This window comes from Ruegeria sp. AH12, from assembly GCF_056541465.1.
Genome location: NZ_JBQFYL010000003.1, coordinates 236576 through 256663 on the forward strand (window position 1 = coordinate 236576; position 20088 = coordinate 256663).

Annotated in this window: 17 protein-coding genes and 1 pseudogene; 5 read left to right on the top strand and 13 right to left on the bottom strand. The window is 57.1% G+C overall.

Annotation, left to right across the window (positions count from 1 at the left end; all coding sequences use genetic code 11):
• Window positions 1-32 precede the first annotated feature (32 nt).
• On the top strand, window positions 33-3506 hold the full coding sequence (gene putA / locus ACR0EL_RS07855; protein WP_480499239.1) for a bifunctional proline dehydrogenase/L-glutamate gamma-semialdehyde dehydrogenase PutA: 3474 nt from the start codon (window positions 33-35) through the stop codon (window positions 3504-3506).
• A gap of 122 nt (window positions 3507-3628) precedes the next feature.
• Here the strand turns inward: putA and ACR0EL_RS07860 are convergent, their stop codons facing one another.
• The 6 genes from ACR0EL_RS07860 to acnA all read right to left on the bottom strand — a co-directional run bounded on the left by ACR0EL_RS07860 (window position 3629) and on the right by acnA (window position 10981).
• A complete protein-coding gene (locus ACR0EL_RS07860) occupies window positions 3629-5149 on the bottom strand; it encodes a tripartite tricarboxylate transporter permease (protein ID WP_353009730.1) in 1521 nt (506 codons plus the stop codon).
• Window position 5150: 1 nt separating this feature from the next.
• The gene (locus ACR0EL_RS07865) at window positions 5151-5654 is read right to left on the bottom strand and encodes a tripartite tricarboxylate transporter TctB family protein (protein WP_353009728.1); all 504 of its coding nucleotides are present in this window, start codon (window positions 5652-5654) and stop codon (window positions 5151-5153) included.
• A 73-nt stretch (window positions 5655-5727) separates the two neighbouring features.
• On the bottom strand, window positions 5728-6714 hold the full coding sequence (locus ACR0EL_RS07870; protein WP_480499242.1) for a tripartite tricarboxylate transporter substrate binding protein: 987 nt from the start codon (window positions 6712-6714) through the stop codon (window positions 5728-5730).
• 36 nt (window positions 6715-6750) lie between these two features.
• The gene (gene rraA, locus ACR0EL_RS07875) at window positions 6751-7242 is read right to left on the bottom strand and encodes a ribonuclease E activity regulator RraA (protein WP_480499244.1); all 492 of its coding nucleotides are present in this window, start codon (window positions 7240-7242) and stop codon (window positions 6751-6753) included.
• On the bottom strand, window positions 7239-8393 hold the full coding sequence (locus ACR0EL_RS07880) for a PrpF domain-containing protein (RefSeq protein ID WP_480499246.1): 1155 nt from the start codon (window positions 8391-8393) through the stop codon (window positions 7239-7241). The genes rraA and ACR0EL_RS07880 overlap by 4 nt, the downstream gene beginning before the upstream one ends.
• Window positions 8393-10981, bottom strand: a complete 2589-nt coding sequence (gene acnA, locus ACR0EL_RS07885) for an aconitate hydratase AcnA (protein WP_480499248.1) — start codon at window positions 10979-10981, stop codon at window positions 8393-8395. Before acnA ends, ACR0EL_RS07880 begins: the two co-directional genes overlap by 1 nt.
• 87 nt (window positions 10982-11068) lie before the next feature.
• Between acnA and ACR0EL_RS07890 the strand changes: the two genes are divergently transcribed.
• The 3 genes from ACR0EL_RS07890 to ACR0EL_RS07900 all read left to right on the top strand — a co-directional run bounded on the left by ACR0EL_RS07890 (window position 11069) and on the right by ACR0EL_RS07900 (window position 13065).
• Window positions 11069-11740, top strand: coding sequence for an IclR family transcriptional regulator (locus tag ACR0EL_RS07890; protein ID WP_480499250.1), 672 nt, complete (start codon window positions 11069-11071; stop codon window positions 11738-11740).
• A gap of 101 nt (window positions 11741-11841) precedes the next feature.
• Window positions 11842-12714 carry an isocitrate lyase/PEP mutase family protein gene (locus ACR0EL_RS07895; protein WP_480499252.1) on the top strand — a complete coding sequence of 291 codons (873 nt, stop codon included), beginning with the start codon at window positions 11842-11844 and terminating at the stop codon, window positions 12712-12714.
• 24 nt (window positions 12715-12738) lie between these two features.
• Entirely contained in the window at window positions 12739-13065 is a 327-nt protein-coding gene (locus ACR0EL_RS07900) for a M24 family metallopeptidase (RefSeq protein WP_480499254.1), read from the top strand.
• On the opposite strand, the gene ACR0EL_RS07905 is transcribed toward ACR0EL_RS07900, so the two are convergent.
• From ACR0EL_RS07905 to ACR0EL_RS07935, 7 genes and pseudogenes are all read right to left on the bottom strand, one after another.
• Window positions 13017-13529, bottom strand: a complete 513-nt coding sequence (locus tag ACR0EL_RS07905) for an enolase C-terminal domain-like protein (protein ID WP_480499256.1) — start codon at window positions 13527-13529, stop codon at window positions 13017-13019. The two genes, ACR0EL_RS07900 and ACR0EL_RS07905, sit on opposite strands and share 49 nt — an antisense overlap.
• A gap of 154 nt (window positions 13530-13683) precedes the next feature.
• The gene (locus ACR0EL_RS07910; protein WP_480499258.1) at window positions 13684-14934 is read right to left on the bottom strand and encodes an NAD(P)/FAD-dependent oxidoreductase; all 1251 of its coding nucleotides are present in this window, start codon (window positions 14932-14934) and stop codon (window positions 13684-13686) included.
• Window positions 14935-14997: 63 nt separating this feature from the next.
• The gene (locus ACR0EL_RS07915) at window positions 14998-15930 is read right to left on the bottom strand and encodes a 4-hydroxyproline epimerase (RefSeq protein ID WP_480499260.1); all 933 of its coding nucleotides are present in this window, start codon (window positions 15928-15930) and stop codon (window positions 14998-15000) included.
• Window positions 15921-16880 (bottom strand): dihydrodipicolinate synthase family protein, encoded by a 960-nt coding sequence (locus ACR0EL_RS07920; protein WP_480499262.1) that lies wholly within the window; start codon window positions 16878-16880, stop codon window positions 15921-15923. The genes ACR0EL_RS07915 and ACR0EL_RS07920 overlap by 10 nt, the downstream gene beginning before the upstream one ends.
• A 39-nt stretch (window positions 16881-16919) precedes the next feature.
• Window positions 16920-17099: pseudogene (gene glnQ, locus ACR0EL_RS07925) on the bottom strand (glutamine ABC transporter ATP-binding protein GlnQ); the annotation flags it as partial.
• Between the two features lie 11 nt (window positions 17100-17110).
• On the bottom strand, window positions 17111-17341 hold the full coding sequence (locus tag ACR0EL_RS07930; protein WP_480499264.1) for a hypothetical protein: 231 nt from the start codon (window positions 17339-17341) through the stop codon (window positions 17111-17113).
• A 91-nt stretch (window positions 17342-17432) separates the two neighbouring features.
• Entirely contained in the window at window positions 17433-18317 is an 885-nt protein-coding gene (locus tag ACR0EL_RS07935) for a LysR substrate-binding domain-containing protein (protein ID WP_480499265.1), read from the bottom strand.
• A gap of 136 nt (window positions 18318-18453) precedes the next feature.
• On the opposite strand from ACR0EL_RS07935, the gene ACR0EL_RS07940 reads away from it, so the two are divergent.
• Window positions 18454-20073, top strand: a complete 1620-nt coding sequence (locus ACR0EL_RS07940; RefSeq protein WP_480499266.1) for a GMC family oxidoreductase — start codon at window positions 18454-18456, stop codon at window positions 20071-20073.
• The last annotated feature ends 15 nt before the right edge of the window (window positions 20074-20088 follow it).

The following is a 20088-nucleotide window of genomic DNA, read 5'->3' on the forward strand; positions in this document are numbered from 1 at the left end:
CGTCAAAGCGCAAAGAACTCAGGAGAGCTGCAATGTCAGAGTTGGCTAAAATCAGGAACCGAATGCGCCAGAACCATTTGCGTGACGAATCCGAGGTTCTGAGAGAACTCACCCAAGCGGCTGAGCTGACAGCATCTGATCGTGCAGCGGCACGCAACCGTGCAGTCGCCTTGGTGAAATCGATCAGGGCAGACGACAAACCCGGCTTGATGGAGGTCTTTCTGGCCGAATACGGCCTGTCCACCAGCGAAGGCGTTGCCCTGATGTGTCTGGCCGAGGCGCTGTTACGCGTGCCGGATGCAGATACGATCGACGCCCTGATCGAAGACAAAATTGCACCTTCGGCCTGGGGTCAGCACCTTGGCAACTCCTCTTCCTCACTAGTCAACGCGTCGACATGGGCGCTGATGCTGACCGGCAAGGTTCTTCAGGAAGGCAGCGGCCTTGTTGCGACCCTGAAAGGTGCCGTCAAACGACTGGGTGAGCCTGTCATCCGCGCCGCTGTCGGACGTGCGATGAAAGAAATGGGGGCTCAATTCGTTCTCGGCCAAACCATCGAAGAGGCGGTCAAGCGCGGCAAGAAGAAGGAAGCCCAGGGTTATACCTACTCCTACGACATGCTGGGTGAGGCTGCGCTGACGGCAGCCGATGCAAAGGGGTTCTTTGTCGCCTATCAGGACGCCATTGCCGCTCTGGCCCAGGAATGCCGTTCCAAGGATATTCGCGACAACCCGGGCATTTCGATTAAGCTGTCCGCGCTACACCCTCGCTATGAAGTCGGTCAGAAAGACCGGGTCATGGCCGAGCTGGTGCCGCTGACGCTGAAGCTTGCGCAACAGGCAAAAGACGCAGGCATGGGCCTGAATATCGACGCGGAAGAGGCGGACAGGCTCGACCTGTCGCTTGACGTGATCGAAGCCGTTCTGCGTGATCCATCGCTGGCAGGCTGGAATGGCTTTGGGGTTGTGGTTCAGGCCTACGGAAAACGTGCGTCGCATGTTCTGGACTGGCTGAACGCGCTGGCCACCGAACTTGATCGCAAGATCATGGTGCGTCTGGTCAAAGGTGCCTATTGGGATACCGAAATCAAACGGGCACAGGTCGAAGGGCTTGGCGGTTTCCCCCTATTCACCCGAAAAGCAGCAACTGACGTATCCTATATCTGTTGCGCCAAGAAACTGCTGGAGATGACAGATCGCATCTATCCGCAATTTGCCACGCACAATGCACATTCGGTCGCTGCCATTCTGGAAATGGCTGACGATAAGCGCGCGTTTGAGTTCCAGCGCCTGCATGGCATGGGGGATTCACTACACGATCTGGTGCTGGAAGGCGAAGGCACCCGCTGCCGGATTTACGCTCCGGTTGGCGCGCATCGCGATCTTCTGGCCTATCTGGTCCGCAGGTTGCTGGAAAACGGCGCGAACTCTTCCTTCGTGAACCAGATTGTAGATGAGGCCGTTCCGGCCGAAGCCATCGCCACCGATCCGTTCGAAACAATTGCCACCCCCAACCGCAACTCATCTGTGCTGATGCCGAATGCCTTGTATGGGACCGAACGCCCGAACTCGCGCGGCTGGGATTTGCATGACACAACCGATCTGGCAGATATTGAACAGGCCCGCACCCCCTTCCAAAACACCGTTTGGAATGTCGGCCCAATCATCGAAGGTGAGGTCATCGGTGACCGCGTTCTTGACGTAATCAACCCGGCTGATCACGCGGACAAGCTGGGAACTGCAAAGCAGGCCGCTGCAGAAGACATGGAAACAGCGCTGAGCGCGGCAAAGGCCTGGGGCGCGGATGCCCAGACGCGGGCAGACGTTCTGAATAAGACTGCGGATTTATACGAGAAGAACTTCGGCGAAATCTTCGCAGCCCTGACCCGGGAAGCTGGCAAAACCCCGATGGATGCGATTGCCGAGCTGCGCGAAGCCGTCGATTTCCTACGCTACTACGCAGCGCGCGCATTGGAGCTCAATCGCCCAGCGCGCGGGGTGATCGCGTGTATTTCGCCCTGGAACTTTCCTTTGGCGATTTTCTCGGGCCAAATTGCGGCGGCACTTGCAGCAGGTAACGGCGTGATTGCAAAACCCGCCGAACCGACCGCAATCATCGCCTCAATCGGAGTTCGTTTGATGCATCAGGCGGGTGTGCCTATCAGCAGTCTGCAACTGATCCCCGGCCGTGGTTCCGTTGTCGGCGCCAAAATGACGTCTGACCCCCGCGTTAACGGTGTGTGCTTCACAGGTTCGACCTTCACGGCCCAAACCATCAACCGCGCAATGAGCCAAGAGATCGAACCCGGCGCGCCGCTGATCGCGGAAACTGGCGGGTTGAACGCAATGATCGTCGACTCTACGGCGCTGCCCGAGCAAGCGATCAAGGACATCGTCGCATCGGCGTTCCAATCCGCTGGTCAGCGCTGTTCGGCCCTGCGTATCCTCTATGTTCAGGAAGATGTCGCAGATACGGTTCTCGAGATGCTCTATGGCGCGATGGACGAACTGGTCATCGGCAACCCATGGGATCTACGTACAGATGTCGGCCCGGTCATCGAAAGTGGTGCCCAGAAAGAAATCCTGGACTATATTGAGGTTGCACGCGGTCAGGGCCGCGTCCTCAAACAACTTACGGTGCCCGACACAGGCACATTTGTGCCGCCCACCGTGCTGCGCGTTTCAGGTATCGGCGACATGGAGAAAGAGGTCTTTGGCCCGGTCATGCATGTCGCGACCTTCAAAGCCTCCGAGCTGGACCAGGTTGTCGATGCGATCAACCAAACCGGATTCGGACTGACCTTTGGCATGCATTCGCGGATCGATGACCGGATCGAGCAGGTCACATCGCGTGTGAACGCGGGCAATATGTATATCAACCGCAACCAGATTGGGGCCATCGTCGGGTCGCAACCGTTCGGGGGCGAGGGTCTTTCGGGAACCGGGCCAAAAGCAGGCGGCCCCTCTTATGTGAAGCGCTTTACCCAAGGCACCACCAGCCAGCTTCCAGCTGAAACCGGGACCATGGCGTCGCTGGCCGATGTTCAGAGGGTGATTGACGCAACAGCGGCCCCTGAAAGGCTGGCACTCAGTACTTATGAGTTGCCAGGACCAACCGGAGAATCCAACGTTCTGTCGACCTATGGCCGTGGTAAGGTTCTGTGCTTGGGGCCAAATCTTGTTGCAGCGCAGCAGCAGGCGTCGATTGTTCGCGCACACGGCTGCGCTCCGATCACGGTCGCACCCGGTGCACAAGGCATCGTCGCAATAGACGGTGTACTCGACCCGGCTTCTCTTACCGCGCTCCGTGGCTTTGACCTCGTCGTTTACTGGGGATCAGAGGCTGAACAGCGTGCCATAAGAAAAGCGCTGGCAGATCGCGACGGCGCCCTTATCCCGTTGGCTACTGAGAGCGATTTCGGCGAACGCTGCGTAATGGAGCGCCACGTCTGTGTCGACACCACGGCCGCAGGCGGCAATGCAAGCCTACTTGCAGAGGCCAGCTGATGTTTGTGTTCTCAGGCGGCTAAAGCAGCGGCATTGCTTGACAAAGACGATAGATAATCACGCGCCAGATCTAACTCTGTCTGGCGCGTGACCCGCGATACCTACAACATCAAAGTTGAATATCAGTCGCCGTCAGCAACCCCTTTGGCGCGCGCTACGGCCCGACGCTGACGGTAGCTTGGAAGCAAAACCAATATGACAGCGATCGCCAGAAGCCCTAAAGTCATCGGCCGCTCCCAAATAAAGCCCATGCCATCATAAAGCTGCATCGCCCGCGAAAAGTTGTTTTCAAGCAGCGGCCCAAGGATGAACCCGATCAGCAGCGGCGCCAGCGGATAGTCTGCAAAGCGCAAGATCGTCGCGCAGACACCGAAGCCGACCAGTATCAGCAGCTCTGTCGCGTTGTTCTGCCCGATATACGCCCCCATGAGCGTAAAGAATAAAATGAAGGGGATCAGGAAATTGCGCGGCACCGCCAAGACCTTGGCGATGTACGGGATCAGCGGCAGGTTCAGGATCAGCAGTACCAGATTGCCCAGATACATCGAAATGATCACGGCCCAGAAAATCTGTGGTTCATCGATCATGAGGCGTGGGCCCGGGCTGACATTCAGGGCGATCAAAGCCCCAAGCAGAATCGCGGTTGTACCGGACCCGGGAATACCCAGCGTCAACAAAGGCACAAACGATCCGGTACAGGCGGCATTGTTGGCACTTTCAGGCGCGGCAATGCCTTTGATCTCACCCTTGCCAAAGCGTTCTTGTTCTTCCTTCGGTGCAATATTCCGTTCGACCGCATACCCAAGAAAGGATGCAATGGTCGCGCCTGCCCCTGGCAAGACGCCAATAAAGAAGCCTTGAATTGATTGGCGTCCAATCACCGGTGCAATCTTCTTGGCCTCTTCCCGGTCGATGCGCAGATTGCTGATCTTGCCGCTGTCACCATCGCCGGTTTTGGACCGATTGGGATCAAGCACCAGGTAAATCGCCTCGGGCAAGGCAAACATGGCCATCGCAAGCGTAATGAAGCCAAAGCCCGATTGCAGGTCCATGATCCCCATGGTGAAACGCGGCGCATTGAACAGAACACCTTCGCCCACCGTGGCCATGATCAGACCTAAAAACGTCATCAACAACGCTTTGCCAACCTGCCCAGTACCGGCAAATGCTGCAATGGCGGACAAGCCGACGACCATTAGCGCAAAATACTCTGAGGAATGGAACAGCAACGCCACCGAGGCCAAAGCTGGGGCAAAGACCATCAACAACACCGCCCCAATCGTACCACCCGCAAAGGATGAGATCGCGGCAACGGTCAGCGCCTTACCCGCTTGGCCCGAACGAGCCAGCGGATAGCCATCGAAACTGGTGGCCACTGTCGATGCCACCCCCGGCGCGTTGATCAAGATTGATGAAGTCGAGCCACCAAAGACTGCGCCGTAATAAACCCCTGCCAGAAGGATCAGTGCCGCTGACGGGTCGCCGATCGTGATCGCGACCGGGATCATGATCGCAATGATCGACATCGGCCCCAAACCCGGCAACATGCCAATGAAGGTTCCGATCAAACACCCACCGATCACCATCAGGATGTTTGTGAGTGTAAAGGCCGTTGCGAGGCCTGTCATAAGTCCCTCAAGCATATCAGCCTCCGTTTGCCATAGCGGTCAGAAATCCGGGGAACGGGCTCAGGAAAATCCCAAGCACCACATCGACAAGATACCAGACAACACCGGCAGCGACGCCGCCGACAACAGCCATCAGAACGTATCGCCGTTCCCCCAGTATGAAACTGCCAATGCTTAGAAACAGGAAGGTCGACGCCAAAAATCCCAAAGGGCGCAGCATAAGCGCATAGGCGACCATCAGCGCCAGTAACATCACAGCCTGGCCGACCTTGTATTCATGCAATTTCGCAAGGTTGATATCTGCGGGTTTTTCTTTCTCGGGCGTCTTTTCCAAACCCAAAATGATCGAAAGGGCCATCAAAATGGCACCGATAACCAGGACCTTGGGGAAGCTCGATGGCCATATCGGGCTGCGCCGCATGATCGGCGGCAGCAAATCATCCATGGTAAAAAAAGCCGCATAGCCATAGGCCAAACAGATCAAAAGAATGACAAGCGCAATCCAGCGATCCAGTGCCATTTCATCCCCTCCCCAAATTGCCTGAGGCGCCCGGCTTAGGGCCGGACGCCTGTCTTAGCTGTGAACAGTCGACTTAGAGGAAGCCAAGCTTCTTCATCAGATCCCCGATTTCCTGTTCCTGCTGTTCCAGGAAGGTGCGGAAGTCATCACCGTTGTTGTGGATGTCGACCCAGCCGTTGCGATCACGAACTTCGACCCATTCCGGCGTGCCGTACATCTGGGTCAAAGCGTCCTGATAAGCCGCCAGCTTGTCGTCAGGCAGACCAGGGGCCGCGAAGAACCCACGCCAGTTGACGAACGCGGTGTCGTTGCCCTGCTCTTTCATGGTCGGAGCATCTGGATATGCGTCCACTCGATCATCCGAGGTCACGCCAATGATGCGCACCTCACCAGCCTTGGCCAGTTCGACCGCTTCGGAGAAGCCGGTTGAGACTGCCTGAACTTCGCCCGACAGCAGGCCTGCCATAGTGGCCCCACCGCCATCATAAGGGACGTATTTCATGGCCACTGGATCAGCGCCCGCCGCCTGGAAAACCATAGCTGCAACCAGATGGTCCATCCCGCCGGGAACTGATCCGCCACCAACGGCGGTCGAATTTGGATCAGCATTGAACGCTTCGATCAGCCCGTTCAGGTCCTGAATTGGCCCGTCCGCCGCAACCACCAGCGCCGCATAGTCACCGATCGTTCCGGCCACAAGCGTTAGATCGCGGAAATTCTGTGGGAACACGCCTGTCAGCGACCGGATCACGATGGGCGTTGAGTTGACCATCAAGGTGCCATGATTGCTGTCCGCGTTCTCGATCAGATAGCCGATGGCCTTACCGCCACCACCGCCGGACATATTCTCGTAGCTCGCAGTTCCGACCAACCCTGACTTTGTCAGTGCCTCGCCAGTACCGCGGGCTGTGCCGTCCCAGCCGCCGCCAGCGCCGCCAGGAATGAGAAAGTGGATGCTCTCCACGACTTCCTGCGCTTGTGCAAGCGTCGGCATCCCCAGCGACATCGCTGCCACCGCAGCAGCCGCAAAGGTCCGGCGTGTAAGTTGAAATTTTGCCATTGTTTCCTCCCATTGGTTGGCATTTCGTTATCTTTGTTAGATCGGATTCTGTGCCACCAGAATTCCGTCTTGATCACAGTAGATGTACTGCCCCGGCTCAAACAGCGTTCCTCCGAAGGCGACGGGAACATCGATTGCCCCAATGCCGCTTTTGCCTGATCGAACCGGCGTCGTCCCAAGCGCTTTGATACCAAGGTCAAGACGCGCAAGACGTTCACTGTCACGAACCGCCCCGTTCATGACGATCCCTGACCATCCGTTGGCAATCAGCCGTTCTGCCATCATGTCTCCCAGCAATGCCGTGCGCAGTGATCCGCCGCCATCCAGAACAATGACACCGCCATTTCCCTGCAAAGTAAAGAGTTTCTCTTGAACCAGCTTGGTATCTTCAGCCGTGACTGCGGTGTGGATACGCCCCGCAAAGCTTCTTTTTGCTCCATAATCCGTGAACTGTTGACGCACCGGCCAGAGCTTGTTGGGATGCGCATCGCTCAGGTCTGCTGTGGGTTTATCGTTCGCATTGATCAAAGCGCACCCTCCGCCAATTCGGCCGGATACAGCACCGCACCTTCCATGAGGCGCCTTTGGGTTCGAAACGTTCCGGCAGATATCGCCTCGGGTCCAGATGGGCGAGTCTGGACATTCGCAGTGGTCGGCAAATTACCCGATGGGTTGCCGATGCGCAGGCCCTGAGTTGTGGGTTGCGCAATCCTTTGCACCAGCGTGCCCGGTATCTGGGCAGCGACTGCAGTGCACATCGCTCCGGTCAGTGTAATGGCACGATGAAAATTCCCCATCGAGACAAGCCGTACATTCACGTCATGGCTGTCCGCTCCATGCACACGTCCATCAAGGGCCGTGAATTCCTTGGGTTCACCAAGCATGGCGACCTTCGGGCTTGAGCGTGTCACGCCCTCAACAGATGAGGCCATCCCCATCGCCACAGCCCCCGCGGCACGAATTTGTTCTATCAGCGCCATGAATTCAGGATCACCATCCAAATCCTGCGGAGGTTCGGTGGCCGTTTTGTTCAGATCCGCAGCACGGCAAAACACCACCGGATTGGCAGCATCGATCAAAGAGACCTCAAGCGCCCCGAACCCGTCAATCTGAAGAACATCAACAACATTACCTGTTGGCAGCAGAGTCCCGGTGCCCGCACCACCGGGGGCCAGAAAGTCAATTGTGACCTTTGCCCCAGCCCCGGACACACCGGGAATCGCAAACGAGCCTTCTTCCACGGGTTGGCCATCGCGCACTGGAAAGCGCGCGTGATAAATACTGTCGGTATTGGTGCTGTAGATGCGAACAAGCGCTTCGTTTTGGTCTGCTGCAACCGGAAGCATCCCTTCCTCAACCGCGAAGGGCCCGACACAGGATGACATGTTTCCGCAGGCCGAGCCGTAATCGGCAACCGGCTCATCCACCGCAATTTGTACGAAGGTGTACTCCACATCCGCATCGTCCCGGCTCGACGGTTCAACAATCACCACTTTGGACAGCGATGACAGCCCCCCGCCCATTCCGTTCAACTGCCGGCCATAGGGGTCCGGGCTACCCAGGACGTGAAGGAATATGCGATCACGCAACGACTGATCCTTGGGCAAATCTGCACCGTTGAACACAACCGCCTTCGAGGTCCCGCCCCGATAAAACGCCGCTCGCAACCGCTCTGCCATCAGGCCGCCCCCGCCAGAAAACCGCGAAACGCGCGCGGCAACAACCCGCCCTCGGCAAAGGTCGCGCGCTCACCGTCATTATACAGCCGAAGGTCTAGCGGCGTGGTTTGGGTACGACCATCCTTTCGATGGATGGTCAGAGAGGCAGTGGTGAGGTCCTCACTGAAATCGATATCAAAGGTCTCGGACCCGTCCAGTTGCAGGCTTTTGCGGTCTACACCTTCCGGGAAACACAGCGGCGCGATCCCCATATTCACAAGATTCGAGCGGTGAATACGTTCGAAACTTTCTGCGATGACGGCACGAATGCCGGCCAACCAAGGGGCTTTGGCCGCTGTGTCCCGGGAGGAGCCGCAGCCATATTCCTTGCCCCCGATCACGACGAGTTTCTGATCCCGGTCCAGATAGGTTTCGATCGCCTTGAAAATCGATGTCACCTGCCCCTCGGGCTCCACCCTGGTCCAGGACCCTTCTTTGTCGGGGGTCATTTCATTGCGCAGGCGATAGTTCGCGAATGTCGAGCGAATAACAACGTCAGAACAACCGCGTCGGGTTCCAAAAGAATTAAAGTCGCGTTGCGCTACGCCTTGTGCCTGCAGAAACTGGCCCGCTTCTGACTCGGGCGTGATGATACCCGAAGGTGAGATATGATCTGTCGTTACGCTGTCACCCAGAATAGCCAACGGGCGCAGACCCCGCAGAGGTTCAAGCCCGATCTTCTTGGGGCTGATGTCTTTTACGAAAGGCGGGAAAGAGACATAGGTCGAAGGCTCCCATGCATAGGTCCCTGTCCCAACACCCATGGCATTCCACCGATCGTTGACATCCCCGATGGCCGCGTAATTTTCGCGGAATTCGTCAGGCGTCACGTAGGTCTCAACAATCCGCGCTACCTCATCCGCCGAGGGCCACAAATCATCCAGCATCACGGGGTTGCCATCTTGATCGGTTCCCAGCGGTTCGGTTGTGATGTCTTTCAGGATCGTTCCCATCAAGGCATAGGCCACGACCAGAGGCGGCGACGCGATCATGTTTCGCGATGCAAGCGGATGAATCCGCCCGGCAAAATTCCGGTTTCCTGACAAGACCGCAATACCTTTGACATCATGCTTCTTGATCGCCTCTTCATGCGCGGGCTCAAGGGGGCCGGACATCCCATTGCAGGTCGAGCAGGAAAAGGCGGCAACCTCAAAGCCAAGCGCATCCAACGGATCTTGCAGGCTACTTTCAGACAGGTATTTGGCCACTACGCGCGAGCCCGGCGCCAAGGAGGTTTTGACATGCGGTTTAACAGTCAACCCACACGCTACTGCGTTGCGGGCGACAAGGCCAGCCAAAACCATGTTTCGAGGGTTCGCTGTGTTGGTGCAGCTGGTAATAGCCGCAATGATCACATCACCATCGCCAATGTCATGTGCCGCATTGGGCACGGGCACTCTGCGCTCGACCTCACCTTCGAAACTCAGGCGGTCCGTTGCAGCCGAGAGGTCGATCCGCTGTTCTGGGCGCGACGGGCCGGAAACCGAGCGGCCAATCTGATTGAGATTGAGTTCAACAACCTGCTCATAGTCAACCGAAGCATCCATACCCTCGACCCATAGGTTCTGCTCTTGGCAATACAGCTCGGCCAGTTTGGCACTGTCGTTGCGGCCGGTCTGTCGCAGATATCCGATTGTACGCTCATCCACCGGGCAGAATACCATGGTCGAGCCATATTCCGGGGCCATATTGGCAATGGTGGCACGGTCGGCCACACTCAGTTCAGCATAGCCGCTGCCAAACAGTTCGACGAAGGTGTCGACCACCCCAATCGCGCGCAGCTTCTCGGCGATGACCAGCGCAATATCCGTGGCGGTTACATGGTCTGACGGCTTACCCGTGACCTCAAGCCCGATCACGCGCGGCACGTTGACCGGCGTGGTTTCACCGAACAGCAACGCCTCGGCCTCGAGTCCGCCAATACCCCAGCCCATGATCCCAAGCGCATTGATCATTGGGGTATGGCTGTCAGTGCCCAGGCTAGAATCCGGGATCAGTATATCCGGGTTCTCATTGGACGGCAGAACCGTCTGCCCAAGATATTCAAGGTTGACCTGGTGGCAAATGCCCCCTCCGGGTGGGATAACCCGCAGCTTTGGGAACCTCGCCTCACAGGCTTTCAGAAACGCAAAGCGTTCGCGGTTCACCTCAAACTCGCGATCCATGTTCTTGGTCAGCGCAAGCTTTTCAGCCCAATGATTGATGGACATGGAATGATCGATCACCAGATCGACCGGCAAACTCATATCAACCACGCTCGGGTCGCCACCCACCTCTTCCAAACGGTTGCGCATGGCCATGATATCGATCAGCGCGGGAATACCCAGCATGTCATGTAGCAACATGCGTGCAGGGCGAAACGGAACCGCATCCCCGGCCCGCGCGAGTACGTCCAGCGCCGCTGAACCACCCTCGGAATGACGCGCTGCATTCTCCGCCAAGACCCGCAACGAATAGGGCAGCGTCCGATAGTCGCGCCCCAGCAAGGCACAATAATCCACGGCCCGGAACGACGTATTGGCGATTGGTTTGTGCATAGCGTCTGTCACGGTGGCCTCCAGAATTGCCACCAAGCTAGACAATACCAAAGAGATACAGCAAGGTTGATCCAGTATCGTTTCATCTGACAGAACGCCATGCCATCGAACAGAACGGAATCCGTCGAGCGCGCCATGTCAATCCTAAGCGCGTTTTCGACCCAGCACCCCATCATGTCTCTGGCCGAGTTGGCCGAGGAAACCGGGCTGCACAAAAGCACCATCCTGCGCATAACAAATTCCATGAGCATCTATGGTTTCATCCAGCGTGACGAGGACGGCCGGTTCAGTGTGGGGCCCAGTGTCTGGCGGCTTGGGTTGATTTTCCGGCGTGATTTCACCAAACGCGAACATGTCGCCCCGTCGCTGAAAATCCTGGCTGAAGCGACGGGGGAAACCGCCTCTTTCTATGTGCGTTCTGGCAATGAACGCATTTGTTTATACAGAGAAAACTCACCAAACCTACTGCGCTTTCATGTCGAAGAAGGCATGCGCCTGCAATTGTCGACCGGGGCCTCAGGACTGGTGCTGCGACACTTCTCGGGCGAGGATGTTGGTGACCTGGCGAAGTTCAACAAAAACGGCACAGCCAGTTCCGAGGGCCAAACCAATCCGAACATCTCATCGGTGGCCACTCCAGTCTTCGATGCCGAGGGGCATCTAATCGGCGCACTGACGGTCTCGGGTCTGGCCAATAGGTTCGACGCCGAAACAAGGGCAAACACGATCCCGTTGCTAGAAAGTCTGGCGCGCAGCCTTACCACAAGTTGATGGTTTTGTTTCATCTGATAGAACGCGTAGTTGCTCAACTTGCCACATTAAGCGGGCTTCGGTAGGCATTCAGGTAACGCCACAAGCCGGAGGGCGCGCCGATGATGAACCATGAAATCAATAAAGCATTCCGCGAACGCCTGAACACGGGCAAAGCGGTTTTGATACCCGGTGCTGCCAATGCCCTCGCCGCGCGCGTGATTGATCAGCTGGGTTTTGAGGCGGTCTATATTTCGGGTGCCGGCCTGACCAACACAAACTTAGGCATGCCTGATCTGGGCTTTATCTCGCTCCCCGAGATTGCGCAGCATACATCGGCCGTTCGCAACAGCACGGAACTGCCCATCGTGGTTGATGCAGATACCGGGTTCGGCAATGCTCTGAACGTGCATCACACCGTGCGCACATTGGAGCGTGCAGGCGCCAGTGCCATTCAGCTGGAGGATCAGGTCAATCCAAAACGGTGCGGCCATTTCACGGGCAAGCATGTTGTCGATCTGGTCGAAGCGCGCAGCCGGATCAAGGCCGCCGTGGACGCGCGTCAGGATCCAAATTTCCTTGTGGTTGCCCGCACGGATGCCTGCGCGACACAAGGGTTCGATGCGGCGATCGAACGCGCCCAGGCTTTTATTGAAGACGGGGCCGACATTACATTTGTCGAAGCGCCCCAAAGCATGGAAGATATTCGCAACATCCCCAGGCGTTTGAATGGCACTCCGCAATTGATCAACCTGGTTGTTGGCGGCAAAACCCCAATCATCGATTTTTCCACACTGGACGAGATGGGGTTTGGCCTTGTGCTTTACGCCAATGTCGCGTTGCAGGGTGCGCTGAAAGGCATGCATGATGCGCTGTCTTTGCTGAAATCCGATGGTCGGATGGATGAAAGCGGACCAGTCGCCAGCTTTGAGGTGCGTCAGGGTGCGGTTCAGAAAGCCTACTATGACGAAATGGAGAAGCGATATATGGAGTGACGTTTGGCACTCCGGTTGCCGACCATGTATTTGACTACAGCGAGCTGCAAGCGTGGTCCTGAACACACAGCAAAACAAGATTGGGTGACAGAGCGCGAAGCCGAAAACAAAATACCTGAGTTTCGCCAGCGGCAGCCGGGATACATCTGCGACAGCTTTGATACGATCTCAGCCGCCGGTGCCAATGTCGCCATGTGCCACTACGCGACTGACCCGAACAATGCTGTTCCTATTCTGCCGGACGGACCCTACAGTGCGCCGACGGATCGAGGCGCATTCCTCATAGGTCAGACAAGGCTGTTCTACATAGACATCCAGATTGGAAATCGCCCTCCCACGCGCGCGGCTTGATGCCGGGTCCAGCCGGTATTGGCATCCGCCACCAACAGGTCTGTCTTTTTCAGAACCGCGCTAGTAGCATGGATACGGTCAATATCCTCATTGGCCGCGCCGCCAACTTTCAGTTGGAACTTGGTATAGCCTTCAGCGGCATGGCCTTCGATCTTTCTGGCCATCAGGTCGGGCGCGTCCTGACCGATGGTGCGAAACAGTACCACGTCGCCCTGAGCCGCACTCCCGAGAAGAGTATATAGCGGTTGATCCGTGGCCTTGCCCAACAAATCCCAACACGCAATGTCAACGGGTGCCTTGGCATAAGGATGGCCGCGCAAAGCGGCACCCATAGTGCGGTTGATCTGCCCGATATTCAGTGGGTCTTGCCCGATCAGATGCGGGCCAGTTCGGCCAACCCCGCCAGGACCCCCAAAAAGCGAATGATGGCGAATATGCCGAACCCAACGGGCAGCATTCGGCATATCCGCTCAGACCTTCATCTGTGATGACATCCAGGACAGTGCTCTCAAAGACCTCAACAAAGTTGCCATTGGACCAGCTTTACCGACCCTCTTTCAGCGGCAGATCCTGCTGATAGACATTCATTCCGGTGATCTTCATCGGCCATCCTCCAGATTAGAAACGCGTCGAGGCATAGGGCGCCATGTCTATATCCGGCTCGTTACACACGGCCAGATCAGCGATCAGCTCAGCTGTGCCCGCCGATTGGGTTAGCCCCAGATGGCCATGCCCAAAGCCATACAGAACCTGCGGAGACCGGGCCGAACGATCAATGACCGGAAGGCTGTCCGGCAGCGACGGGCGAAAACCCATCCATTGCGTGCCACCATCTGTGTTCAAGCCCGGCATGAAGCGTTTTGCCTTGTTCAGCAACGTATCAGCCCGCTTGAAGTTGGGCGCTAGTTTCAACCCTCCCAGCTCGACCGCACCACCAACGCGCACACCACCATTGATCCGCGAGACAACAAAGCCATGCCCGCCAAAGGTCAGATGAGTCCGCAGATCAAAGGCCCCTTTGGGTAGAGTCGTGTTGTATCCGCGCTCGGTCTCCAACGGGATGCGGTCTCCCAAGGTTGCAGCCAATCGGTGCGACCATGCGCCCGCACAGACAACGACTTGTTTCGCAGTCAACTCCCCCGTGCTGGTCGTTACCCTTGCTCCGGCTTCAATGGGTATCAGCGCAGAAACATCCGCAATCTCGATTTGCCCTCCGCGCGATGTGAACTGCTTGGCCAAATGGGTGGTCCATTGAGCGGGGTCTATGGTGTTCAACCAGGTCGGCGTGAACCCTGCATGGGTGAACCCGCGATCCAGACCCGGCTGAATCTCGGCGATCGCCTCGGGGCCCTCAAGCAGGTCAAATGGAATCCCATGGTCCTTGCGCAGCTCCCAGGTGAGTAGGCTGGCTCGAAACTCGGCCTCGCTTTCGAACAACTGCAATTGGCCGTCGCGCTGAATGAATGCCTCGCCCTTCACGTCCGCGATCTGACGCTCCAAAGCGGCACGACAGTGGTTCATCAACTCTGCCTGCGCATTTAGCGACGCGATGTAACGATCCCGCCAGCTGGCCCGCCAAAACCGCAGCATCCATGGAACTATGTTCAGCGCGTAGGAAGGCGGGATCGACAACGGCCCTAGCGGGTCAATCAGCCATTTCGGCGCCTTGCGCATGATCCCCGGCGTGGCCAGCGGCTCGATCTCAGTAAAAGCAAACGCCCCGGCATTGCCTTGCGAGGCCCCTGCCGCCACCCCGTCACGATCCAGCACCAACACCTGTTTGCCGCGCTTTTGCAATGCCAGTGCCGTGCTGATCCCGATCAGGCCTGCTCCGATCACAATAATATCCGGTTGAATGCTAGACTGCATGGTTGAGTGCTTTCACATTGCGTTTCCCATAGGGCCAGATCGCTCTGCCCCCAAAAGAGCCTATCAAAAGGATATACCTGCCCGAAACGGATCATCTTGCGCGAAAATCAACTTACCTTCCCCCATGACATGGGCCTGCCCGGTCAGGCTGGGAATAACGCCGCCATTTGCACCTAGCTGATAGCTCAGCCGATAGGGGCTGCCGATAACGCTTTCCTGCACGATCTCTTCACCCGGCGCCAACACCCCATCGGCCGCAAGGCAAGCCAGTCGGGCGGAACTGCCGGTTCCACAGGGCGAACGGTCATATTCATCGTCGGGGCACAGTACAAAGTTGCGGCTGTGGATACCTGCGACATCGGATTGTCCCTGCAACACCACATGGTCCACAAGCTCACCGTTTTCGCCCGTCACACCTTGCGCGATACACGCTTTGCGAATGGCGATCGCCAGATCGCTCAGGTCACGGATGTTGCGCGGCTCCACAGCGATCGGACTTGGGTCAACGATAAAGAACCAGTTCCCGCCATAGGCCAGGTCTCCGATCACCTGCCCATGGCCCGCAACTTCAACCGCAACCGAGGCGCGGACGCGGCGACTTTCAACATTGGTGACACGCACGGTATTTGCATCTAACAGGTCTACCGAAATCAGACCGGCCGGGGTCTCAAAATTGTGCCTGCCGGGGGCGATCCGGCCGTGATAGGCCAGCGTGACAGCCAAACCGATAGTGCCATGGCCGCACATGCCCAGAACCGCATCAGCGTCGAAATAGATCACGCCTGTTTCGCTACCCGGGTCCTTCGGATCAACCAGCAGCGCCCCAACCATACCAGGCTGACCGCGCGGTTCCAGCAGGACAGATTTGTAAAACGCCTTGTGCGCGTTCGCCAAACGATGGGCGCGTTCGGCCAGAGACCCTGAACCCAGATCAGGGCCGCCATCCAGGATTACACGCGTGGGCATCCCGCCTGTGTGGCTGTCGATTACATGCATTCAGCTATGATCCCGCCCTGTTTGGACCAATCTTTGAACCAAGCACGGAACAGGGCATATTGCTGTTCGCAATAGTTGCGTTGCGCGTCCGTCAGTTCGTCTGTTTCGTTGAAATGCAAGCGGTATTCCTCTTCACCGTTCAGCACCAGAAGGTATTTGTAGTAGAGCACCAGATCCGTACCTTCGTCAAAGCTGGCCAGCACGCCAAAAGCCTCTTCCAGTTCCAGCGCACGCTGACGTGCCTCGGCATGACCTGCGGCTGCCTTTTGGCACAGCGCCGCCAGCAACAGCGCCTCGCGCGGCAAGGCTGTGCCAATGCCGGTAATCGAACCGCTTGCACCGCAATTGACGAAGCCATGATAAACCTCGGTGTCCACACCAACCATCAAAGTGACCTGATCATCTTTGGATGTGATATGTTCCGCTGCATAACGCAGATCGCTTTTGCCGCCGAATTCCTTGAACCCAACCAGGCTGGGGTGTTCAAAGCGCAGTTCCAGAAACAGATCGGCACGGGTTGCAAAGCCATAGACCGGGCTGTTGTAGATAATTGCAGGTATGTTCGGAGCCGCTGAGCGGATCGCCTTGAAATGGTTCCGCTGTGCCGCAATAGACGAGCCGCGCGACAGCACGCGCGGGATCACCATTAAACCTGCTGCCCCGACCTTTTGCGCATGTGCCGCCAGCGCCACGGCGGATTTTGAATTGATCGCGCCCGTTCCGACGACAACGGGCAGCCCGGCGTCGATCAAACGCTCAACCCCTTCCATACGCTCGGCATCTGACAGCAACGGCCAGTCGCCCATCGAACCGCAATACACGACAGCCGACATACCTGCCGCGATCATTTCCTTGCCCTTTTTCACCAGCGCGTCGAAATCCGGTGTCCGATCCGGTTTGCACGGGGTCATCAGGGCCGGCATCGTGCCGGTGAAAACATTCTGGGACATAAACGTAACCTTCCTTAACGTGTCGTTTTGGCCAACTGTTTAGCGTACATTGGCCAGAAATTTGCGTGTATTCTCGGACTGTGCATCACCAAAGATCTGACCGGGTGAGCCAATCTCTTCCATCACGCCCTGATGGAAAAAAGCAACCCTGTCCGACACATCCCGTGCAAAACCCATCTCATGTGTCACACAGATCATCGTCATGCCTTCTTCTGCCAAAAGGCGTGATGCTAAAAAAACAGTACCAGATGGACGTTGAGTGGACCTGAACGAAATTTGGCCAGAACAGGGGCTAGCGTGAGCTTTGCCGTCAGCTTACCCTCGTAGCGATTCCAACCACATATTTTGCCAACTGCTGTACCCATGGAATTCAATAATAGCGAAATCCAAAGCATCCTCAGCACGGCTTCGCCCAGAAACTGCAGATTGTTGATGTTGAAGAAGCTGACCGTGGGTTCCATTCACGCCCCTTCAGCATCTGAACAGCCCCGCCGGACGTCTACACCTTTTGAGCGTCTCAGATTATAGCATCAACAGTGCATGCTGACCCACTCAAGACCAGCTATGGATTGACTTCACCCAATCCGAAAACGCACGCACCTCGTCACGTCTTTCCGTCCCCTCACGTTCGACAATGAAATGAGCCGGTCGGATCGCAAGCTTTTCTGGAATCGGCCTTACGACGGCGCCGCGATCAAGAAACGCGCTGGCGAAGCTTTCGACAACAATGGCCGTCCCGTAGCCGGAACTTACAAATTGCAAAGCCATCAACGACGAATCAAAGCGCGTCACCTTTTGCGAGACCGGCGGGGTTAAGCCCAACTGTTCCATCAGCTGCGGCCAATCCGCTTCTGAGCCATGGATGGTTGTGATGTGATCGGCTGCAAGCTGATCAAAGGTGGGAGCGTTTCCAAACCGCGCAAGGTGGTCCCTGTGGCAGACGGGAATGGCATATTCATGGCCCAGATGCGCAACGTGACCATCCGTCCAATCGCCATGGCCGAACCGGATGTCGACATCCCCCAAGCCCTGCTGAAAACGGCCTGCCCAGACAAAGGTTGAAAGCTCAACATCAATATCTGGATGCTCGGCTAGAAATTCGTTCAGGCGGGGCGCGATGATGAGGGTGGCATATGAGATCGAGGCCCTGACCTTGATCTGTCGCTTCCTGGCAGCACCAAACAACCCGGCTGTAGCGGTGCGCATTTCGGCAAGGCTTTGGCGCACCGGTTGCGCATAAGCTTCGCCCATATCGGTGAGTGCAACACCACGCGGCAATCGTTCGAACAGAGTGGTCTTCAGGTGATCTTCCAACAAACGCATCTGCTGGCTGACAGCCGCAGGGGTCAGGCCCAGCTCATCTGCAGCAGCCGAAAAGCTGGCAAGCCGGGCGGCAGCCTCGAAGGTTCTCAGCCAAGTTGGATGAGGCAGGTCCATATCACATAACCGTTAAGTAAACTTTGGCCTATATCCTAAAATCCATTGTTTGATTTAACAATACTTCTGCCAGAAAGATGCCCCCAAGGATCGTGGATGCCGGTTGCGCGCCACGAAAGAGAGGCAGGTTGTCGCGATGGACAGCTACGATTTCATCATTGTTGGCGCCGGGTCTGCGGGCTGCGTTTTGGCTGACAAACTAACAGCTTGCGGAGATCACAGGATCTTGCTGATCGAAGCGGGCGGATCGGATCGTCGTTTCTGGATTAAAATGCCTCTGGGCTATGGAAAAACCTATGACGACCCAAAGGTCAATTGGTGCTACACAGCCGCATCTGATCCGGGCTTGAACCAACGACAGGCCTTTTGGCCGCGCGGGCGTGTGATCGGCGGGTCAAGCTCGATCAATGCAATGGCCTATGTTCAGGGCTTACCGCATGATTATGACGATTGGGAACATGCAGGTGCCAAGGGATGGAATTGGGCCGCTGTTTCAGAAACGTTTTCCGCGCTTGAAACGCAGCACACCGAAACAGGTGATACCGGAAACGGCCCAATTCACGTCTCTGATCTGAGCCAGAAGATGCATCCGTTTTCGAACCACTTTCTGGCCGCATCGCGTCAGGCGGGCTGGCCTATCCTGGATCATCTGAACGGGTCTGCGCGCGAGGGTATGGCGCGTCTGCGCAGCACCGTCAGAAACGGCAGGCGCTGGTCAGCAGCAGACGCGTTTTTGCAAAAGGCGCGAGGCCGAACCAACCTGCACATTGTCACTGACGCTCTGGTCGAACGGATTGCCGTCGAAAACGGCACCGCAACAGGAGTCACGTATCGGCAGGGCGACCGCAGTATCGTGGTGCACGCCGCGCGTGAAGTTATCGTCAGCGCCGGGGCCGTGAACTCGCCGCAAATTCTGCAGCGCTCGGGCATCGGCTCCGTTGCATTGCTGAAAAAGCACGGGATCGATGTGCAGCATCAGCTTGAGCAGGTGGGCCAGGGTTTGCAGGATCATCTGGCAGTCTCTTATCAGTTTCAGGCCACTGAACCGACACTGAACAATCGCTTGGGCAACTGGCCAGGCAAGATCATTGCCGGGGCGCAATATGTTTTGACGCGGCAAGGCCCCCTGGCCGTACCCATCAATCAGGTCAGCGGCTTTGTCCGATCCGGGCGCAACAGGCATGCCGATTTGCAGATGTATTGCAATCCGATGTCCTATCGGGTGAATGCTGCCGGAAAACCCGATGTGGACAAGAAGGCCGGCTTTTTGATCTGCGCGCAGCCCTGCCGACCCACGAGCCGTGGCGAGGTTCTGATCACGTCAGCGGACCCGCGTCTAGCGCCCGAAATCCGACCAAACTCGCTGTCGACGAATGAAGATTGCGCCATGGCAATCGCCGCAGGGCGCAATATCCAGAAACTGGCGAACACGCCTGCGATCCGTGCCGTGGTCCGCAGAGGGCCCGATGTCGCCGTACACTCAGACGATGCACTGCTAGAGGATTTCCGTGAGCGGGCCAATTCGGTATATCACGCCAGTTGCACCTGCCGGATGGGGAACTCGGCCGCAGACTCAGTTCTCGACTCGCGCCTGCGGGTCCATGGCATGACGGGGCTGCGCGTGATCGATGCGTCTTCGTTTCCGAACGTCACCTCTGGCAACACCAACGCGCCCGTCATGATGCTGGCCGCGCGCGGGGCCGAGATGATCCTGGCAGATGCAAAAATTTCGGGCATGCAGAGGCGCCCGGCATGAAATGCGATCGGCTGA

What these genes read in the sequence shown, in the direction of transcription:
- putA (WP_480499239.1), top strand. Translation starts at nt 33, where the DNA reads ATGTCAGAGTTGGCTAAAATCAGGAACCGAATGCGCCAGAACCATTTG.
- ACR0EL_RS07860 (WP_353009730.1), bottom strand. Translation starts at nt 5,149, where the DNA reads ATGCTTGAGGGACTTATGACAGGCCTCGCAACGGCCTTTACACTCACA.
- ACR0EL_RS07865 (WP_353009728.1), bottom strand. Translation starts at nt 5,654, where the DNA reads ATGGCACTGGATCGCTGGATTGCGCTTGTCATTCTTTTGATCTGTTTG.
- ACR0EL_RS07870 (WP_480499242.1), bottom strand. Translation starts at nt 6,714, where the DNA reads ATGGCAAAATTTCAACTTACACGCCGGACCTTTGCGGCTGCTGCGGTG.
- ACR0EL_RS07880 (WP_480499246.1), bottom strand. Translation starts at nt 8,393, where the DNA reads ATGGCAGAGCGGTTGCGAGCGGCGTTTTATCGGGGCGGGACCTCGAAG.
- ACR0EL_RS07890 (WP_480499250.1), top strand. Translation starts at nt 11,069, where the DNA reads ATGCCATCGAACAGAACGGAATCCGTCGAGCGCGCCATGTCAATCCTA.
- ACR0EL_RS07895 (WP_480499252.1), top strand. Translation starts at nt 11,842, where the DNA reads ATGATGAACCATGAAATCAATAAAGCATTCCGCGAACGCCTGAACACG.
- ACR0EL_RS07900 (WP_480499254.1), top strand. Translation starts at nt 12,739, where the DNA reads ATGTATTTGACTACAGCGAGCTGCAAGCGTGGTCCTGAACACACAGCA.
- ACR0EL_RS07905 (WP_480499256.1), bottom strand. Translation starts at nt 13,529, where the DNA reads ATGCCGAATGCTGCCCGTTGGGTTCGGCATATTCGCCATCATTCGCTT.
- ACR0EL_RS07910 (WP_480499258.1), bottom strand. Translation starts at nt 14,934, where the DNA reads ATGCAGTCTAGCATTCAACCGGATATTATTGTGATCGGAGCAGGCCTG.
- ACR0EL_RS07915 (WP_480499260.1), bottom strand. Translation starts at nt 15,930, where the DNA reads ATGCATGTAATCGACAGCCACACAGGCGGGATGCCCACGCGTGTAATC.
- ACR0EL_RS07920 (WP_480499262.1), bottom strand. Translation starts at nt 16,880, where the DNA reads ATGTCCCAGAATGTTTTCACCGGCACGATGCCGGCCCTGATGACCCCG.
- ACR0EL_RS07930 (WP_480499264.1), bottom strand. Translation starts at nt 17,341, where the DNA reads ATGGAACCCACGGTCAGCTTCTTCAACATCAACAATCTGCAGTTTCTG.
- ACR0EL_RS07935 (WP_480499265.1), bottom strand. Translation starts at nt 18,317, where the DNA reads ATGGACCTGCCTCATCCAACTTGGCTGAGAACCTTCGAGGCTGCCGCC.
- ACR0EL_RS07940 (WP_480499266.1), top strand. Translation starts at nt 18,454, where the DNA reads ATGGACAGCTACGATTTCATCATTGTTGGCGCCGGGTCTGCGGGCTGC.